This window comes from Alphaproteobacteria bacterium (genome assembly GCA_018063245.1).
In the GTDB taxonomy this organism is placed as follows: Bacteria; Pseudomonadota; Alphaproteobacteria; order JAGPBS01; family JAGPBS01; genus JAGPBS01.
On the sequence record JAGPBS010000073.1, the window covers coordinates 1 to 6827 of the forward strand.

Annotated in this window: 3 protein-coding genes; all 3 read left to right on the forward strand. The window is 39.4% G+C overall.

Going from position 1 to position 6827, the window contains the following annotated elements; genetic code table 11:
• Window positions 1-2471 (forward strand): S9 family peptidase (locus tag KBF71_08580; protein ID MBP9878367.1); only part of this gene is annotated, 2471 nt, incomplete at its 5' end.
• 359 nt (window positions 2472-2830) lie between these two features.
• Complete coding sequence (locus KBF71_08585) at window positions 2831-5752, forward strand: alpha/beta fold hydrolase (GenBank protein ID MBP9878368.1); 2922 nt, start codon at window positions 2831-2833, stop codon at window positions 5750-5752.
• 490 nt (window positions 5753-6242) lie between these two features.
• Window positions 6243-6722 (forward strand): hypothetical protein, encoded by a 480-nt coding sequence (locus tag KBF71_08590; protein MBP9878369.1) that lies wholly within the window; start codon window positions 6243-6245, stop codon window positions 6720-6722.
• Window positions 6723-6827: the final 105 nt, after the last annotated feature.

The following is a 6827-nucleotide window of genomic DNA, read 5'->3' on the forward strand; positions in this document are numbered from 1 at the left end:
GTATTGATATTGGACAGGAAGGGAATCTCCACCTTGTCTCTCTCTTTAATCCAAACTACCTCGTCATCACAGTCAGCACAATTGATTCACATACAACAAGCAAGCACAAGGTTCAGTCTGTCAATCTCTGGTCTTTAAATTTAGAGACGGGTGAAAGACGCAAAATCACAACGCATCACGATGAGCAAAAAGCCCTAATCGCCGCTGAGAAAAAAGCACGACTTGCACAACTACAAGCGCAGATAGATGAGTATAACACCGACATCCAAAGCCTTAAAACGGATATTGAAAAAGCTTTTCCAACACCTTCTTATATCGATCATCTTAGACTGGTTGAAAAACAAATAAAAGATTACCTTGATACAGGCCATTTTGTAGCAGCCTCTGAACTGACAAGATTATTAAGTGATCTCCAACAGGCCATTCAAGACAGAGAGCAAATGCTCGCTAATACCGCTAGAAACCCAGGCGCTAGCATCACAACTGGTTATCCAAATAACAAAACATTAGCTCTCAACCGTGACCTAAATATGCTTCATGCAATTCGTATGATGATCGGAGAAACAAATACTTGCCGCCAGAAGCAAGAACTCCTCGACACATTGAACATCGCGCCCAAAATACTCAGAGAGATGTATAAGCCATTATTAGACTTATCACAAATTCTTGTTGAAATGTCTAAACACAACCCTGCAGCACAAAATTCACCCATTCGAAGAGAAATTGACCTATTAAAAACACATTTTGGCAAAAATCTTGGACCTGAATTCTACGATTTAGCTGACTATCCAATGGATATGCAGCAGCCTACTGATGAGGTTATTTACTTTTACAGCGACTATGCTCTTGACGATGTAACAAAGAATATAACAGGTGATTTAACCACAAAGGTTTGCGCCTATAATCTTGTCTCAGGCAAAACCCGAATCATGAATATTTTTGGAGTCTTTGCCTCTGAGATGGCTCTTGGTCGAGATCTTAAGGTTTCAAATATTTCTTCCAATCTTAATAAAGAATTCAAAGCCTATAAGGTTGATAAAAAAGGTCTTCCTGAAGCAAAGTTTAGCCTTTCCGCTGAAGAACATCGGTATGTTAAACCTTTCTCATATGATGAGGATCACGTATTGCTCATGGATGCGCGCTTCACAGATAAAAAAACACCTGTTCTGAGATCTTTGACCCGTAATATGGAAATGCCTCTTTTACCTGAAAAGGAAGAAGCCAGCCTTAAATCTGATGTGCTAGGTGCCCTTGTTAACCCAAAAACAAAAGAAGTTTTTGCTTATGAATCCTATTATGATAAGTCACGCCTCCATCTCAGAACGCCAGAGGGAACTTATGAAAGCTTCTCTGACGAAGATATGATGGATCCATCACGCATCACTTATGGTCTACAGCTTTTGAAAAATATGAGAGAGCAAACAGGCGCAAATTTCAGCCTAAGAACGGCTTTTGGTTTTAGCTATCAAACAGAGAATTCTATTAAGAATGTCGTCCTTACCATCGATCCTGAAACAACTGAGTTCAAACTCTCAGAAATCGGATCACAAAAAAGATCATCAGGCCTCAACCCACTCACAAAATCAAAGTTTGCAAAAACAGAACCATTTACCTTCAAAGCGCGTGATGGACTAGAGATTCAAGCCTATCTCACATTGCCTCAAAACATAGAGACACATGAAAATCTGCCAACTGTTCTGTTGATTCATGGCGGTCCAATGTCAAGGGATAAGCTTGAGCCAAACCCACAAGTTGAATTCTGGGCATCACGCGGCTGTGCGGTTGTGCAAATTAACTTCCGTGGCTCAAAAACTTTTGGCAAAGAGTTCCTCAAATCAGCATGGGGCGATTGGCATGGCAAAATGACGGACGATCTCATTGACGGACTGGATCATTTGAAAAAGAAAGGCATTATTGATAAAGGACGCATCATCGCAGCGGGTACAAGCTATGGCGCTTTTGCAACCACATCCTTGCTCACAAAATATCCAGATTATTTCCAGTGTGGTGTTGCAATCAATGGTCCTTTTGATCTTGTGACTGATTTCAAAGACATTATGGATAAAAAGACCATTTTCAAGCCTGAAGACTGGACAATGCAATTTGGAGCAGACTTACGCATCACAGATCGATATGAGGAAGAAGAAGCAAAGCTGAAAGCACAATCGACAACGACTTACATTCCGCACATGACAAAGCCTCTGCTTTTAATCAGCGGATCAAAAGATGATACTTGCCTACCAAAACAATCAGCTAACTTTGCAAGAGAAGCAAAAAAATGGGGCAAATCAGTGACGCATGTTGAATTCAAGGACGAAGGCCATAGCTTCTCACTTGATAATTATCCCCACCTCATGGGTGTTCAAGAGAACTTTGTTGCGCAGTACGTGCCTGGCATCTATGCAGAACCGATGGAGCGAGAGATGAAACAAAACCCTGCCATTAAAGTGAAAACAACGTCACGGTATTAAGGACGATTTTCATCCATCATTGTGAAGCCTCATTTGATAAAATATCGTCACTCAGAGGGCTCTCCCAAGAGAGCCCGTGGAGTCTCTGCAGTCTCACAAAAAAATTGCACTCAGTGGTAAATGAAATGAGATTCCACGCCACCTCTTAAGGAGGTGGCTCTGAATGACGATTCTCTTCTACAAAATCACAGTTAGAGACGATGATAGTATCTATAGATTGCTCTTACAAAACCTTTATCAACGCATTACATGACCTTGACTGCAATGACGCACTGATTGGATCCCACACTTTCCTTGACTTTCCATCATGTTTCATTTACATTTCAACAATATTTCGATTATTTTTAGAAGATATAACCATGGCCCTTATTATTTCTCATCCTAAAGCTCGTATTAACCCGTTTATTTTATCTGTATCTCCGATCTATGAAGCTCTTTCTCTGAATCAAAGATTTGGGTTCCATCAGACTCCAAATGATCTTCATTTACACCTCCAGGAATATAAAGTACTGGGCGCTTTTTATGTTCAAAAAGAAAAGCATGCTCGCCTGATGGATGCGCACGGTATTTTGCGCCGTGATGAAATAAATGCAGATCTGACCGCTTATCTCTCTGGATCACACCCACAACCACTTAACAATCCATTTGCTCTCACCCATGATCATTCTTGTTATGTTATCTACAATCAAAAAGAACACAGAATCGAACTTTATGATTTAGCAAGCAAAACACTTCTGAAAACATTTAATCTTGTCTTAAAGAGCAATGAATCTATCCATATGATTGATTTATTAGGTCGCCAAATAAATCCAAATTTTTTGCTTTTTGAAATCGTTACTCATCCTGATGCTCCAGAAGACGTAACAAGAAATGCATTTTGGTCCTGGAATTTGACTACAGGTGATTGTCAAAAAGTCACATCTTATTTTGACAATCAAAATGAGCAAATCTTAAAAGAAAAAGGAGAAAAAATAGCAAAGCTTGAAGAACAAATCAGAGCTTTAGAAGCACAAGATCCTGAATCAAAAACTGAAGAATCCAAAGCCATTGAAGATGAAATCACTAAGTTAAAAAAAGAAATGCGGGAGATTTATCCAAATCATCATTACAAAGAAGCTTTTCACCATTACAAAGAAGCTTTTTTAGAACTTGACTCAGTCCTTAGAAACACGCACACACATGATCAGCGCACTCAAAAAATAGTGTCTCTGTTCATACAAAGAATCCGTGACAGAATTAGCTTTATAGAAACCTTACTAGAAAAGCAATCTGCGGCTGAAGACTTAAACCATCATCAATTAAAACTCTCCTTGTCACACGATTGTGAACTTGTTCAAACGATCAAAAGAACGCTTCTTGAACATATTGAATCAGTGCCTCTGAACATATGCCTACACCTAGAAGAGTTAGATTCACTGACAGATGCAATTTCTCATTTTCAAGCTGGAATATTAGCAGCCTTGGCAGATGCCACGTCCCAATTAAAAAATTTACACACAAAAGGGATGACACCTGGGGCTCTTAATCTAAGAAACTTGAAAAACAAATTACAAGAATTCAGAGAACAATTTGGCACAAAACGTCAGGAGCCATTTTTTACACTTGCTATCTATCCTAACACAATGAATAGGCTCTCCGATGAGGTTGTCTTCTTCCATTATGTTCACCTTTTAGATGAGGCACTCAAAAATAAAAAAGAAGACGGACACATCTACATTTGCTCTTATAATCTCTGTACGGGTCAAACTACAATTCTTAATACTCTTACTGAACTTATTACTGATCTCGTTTTAGATGAAAATGGAAATATCTCAACTTTAATCTGTCAGTCACCTGATGCTTATATAGCAAAACAGCTAGATGAGAAAGGTCACCCAGAGGTTAAATTCATCATGACGGCTACCGAAAAGAGAAATCTTTCTGCGAAATTATATAAGGCCGGGCACCTTATACTTTTTGATGGGCGCTTTACTGATAAAAGAGTTCCTATTTTAAAATCATTAAAAGACAATTCTGAGAGACATCTTTTATCTTACGAGGAAGAACAAAGCCTCAAATCTGATGTTATCGATGTAACCATGGATCAAAAAACCGATCAAGTGAAAGCCTATCTAACTTGCTATGACCAAGAAGAAATGCATATAAGATCAGCCAATGGTCAATTTCTACCCTACCCTTTACGATCTGCTTTTAAGAAGTCCACTTCTCAAAAATTCTTAGAGCGTTTTTATGCAAATGTCGATATTACAGATCCTTTGGTTTTCAAAGTCAGAAAACCCCAAAATGAAACAAGATATCTCATTTTAACAAAACCTCAACAATCTCAGAAACCGCAGATCGACCCGATCTTCACACAAGCGCATCCTCTGCCCATAAGTCCAGTCACAAAGGGAAAGTTAAGCAAAAAAACAAAAGCCTTTACTTTTAAAGCAAGAGACGGCCTTAATATCCAAGCCTATATCACTTTTCCGCAACATACCCATCAATATCATGATTTGCCAACAGTTTTAGTGGTCCATGGAGGACCAAATTATCGAGATCAATTTAACCTAAATGAAGAGGCTCTCTTTTGGTCGTCAAGAGGATTTGCAGTTGTTCGCATTAATTTTAGGGGATCTAAAGGCTTTGGATCATCCTTCTTAAAAAGTTCTTGGGGTGATTGGCATGGCAAAATGACCGATGATCTCATTGATGGGCTGGATTTCTTGAAATTGAAGAACATTATTGCCCCTCATAGAATTGTTGCTATTGGCCATAGTTATGGAGCCTTTGCAACGGCCTCTCTTCTTACAAAATATCCTGATTACTTTCAATGTGGCATTGCTCAAAATGGAACCTACGACCTGATTGATGATTTTCAAGCAACCGCAGATCAAACAACCATTCACAATGTTGGATTTGAAGCGCGTCAATTTGGAGCAAACCCACTGATTCCTGAACAATCTGATGAGGCAAAAGAAAAGCTCAAATCTCAGTCTCCTGCCACTTTTATTCCCAACATGACAAAACCTCTCCTTTTAATCACCGGATCCGCAGATGATAACTGCCTGCCAAGCCAAGCAAGCAACTTTGCAAGAGAAGCTAAAAAATGGGGAAAATCTGTGACACATGTTGAATTTGAGGGTGAAGGTCATGTTTTCTCCTTACGCAATCTACCACACATTATGGGTGTTCAAGAGAACTTTGTTGCGCAGTACGTGCCTGGCATCTATGCAGAACCGATGGAGCGAGAGATGAAACAAAACCCTGCCATTAAAGTGAAAACAACGTCACGGTATTAAGGGCTGTTCAGGTATTGATGTGTCATGCTGAGTTTTTTAGACCCTGAAACGAGTTCAGGGTGACGCACTACTCTTGTCAGACCCGCGACTTGTCCGCCGAAGCCATTATCGCGTCGAAGCATAGCAAAGACGGATAGCGTAGGGGGAAGGCAGGTGTCCACAAAATCTCTCAATAAAAGTAGACTCAACCCCTTGTTATCAGTGGATCCCTGCTTCCGCAGGGATGAAAAACTGACGCGGCAATCACCCCATCCCCCTCCCAAAAATTGTTTACATTACAAACAATGTGTCATTTTGAATAACAACTATACAATCAATTTCACACAATATATCTATAACGCATTGTTTTTGCTTTATATATTTCATGGCACGCTTTCTGCATTATAAAAAGCAAGAGCAAATATACTTTGTTCTTATTCGAGCAGATATTTCTATTAGCGAGAATAAGTCTCAATAAGCAGAAAAATCATTTTTAATAAGGAGAATATATATGAAAAAACTATCAATTATAGCAGCGAGCCTTTTAGCCTCGACTTTATACGCAGGCCAAGCCTTGGCAACAAATGCAATTATTTGGGATTTTTCAACAAGTGGGAATGTAAATTTTACCGACAATGATGGTTTACACCAATATGCAATAGTTCAAGACACAAGCGGAAATAACTGGAAAGTCGAGGTATCAGCTCTACACGTCGTTCTCCCATACCTTGGACAGCCAAACAATCCAATCGTAAACGACAGTTTATTTGAATTTCCGTTATCGACTCAAAATCTCGGCCTCAATAATTCAGCAGATGGTATAGGCGTACACAGCATAGGAAACAGTCAAGGCACTATCGGCACTGTCTGGGACGGCGAAACTTTTGCTGACCCTGAATCATCACAGATGAATCAGCAACTTAGAAGCGCCATACCACTCCCGAATACACCGGTCATTGAAGTGTTAAGACTAGGTAGTGTCGACATTTAATTTTTTTTATGATATACTGAACTTCTAATAATAAGAAAAGGAGTTGAAAGTTGTATGATTTAAGGGATGACCAATGGGAAGCAATTAAGGATAGCCTCCCAGGAA

Excerpts from the sequence above, each read along its gene's own strand:
- KBF71_08585 (MBP9878368.1), top strand. The coding sequence starts at position 2,831 with ATGGCCCTTATTATTTCTCATCCTAAAGCTCGTATTAACCCGTTTATT.
- KBF71_08590 (MBP9878369.1), top strand. The coding sequence starts at position 6,243 with ATGAAAAAACTATCAATTATAGCAGCGAGCCTTTTAGCCTCGACTTTA.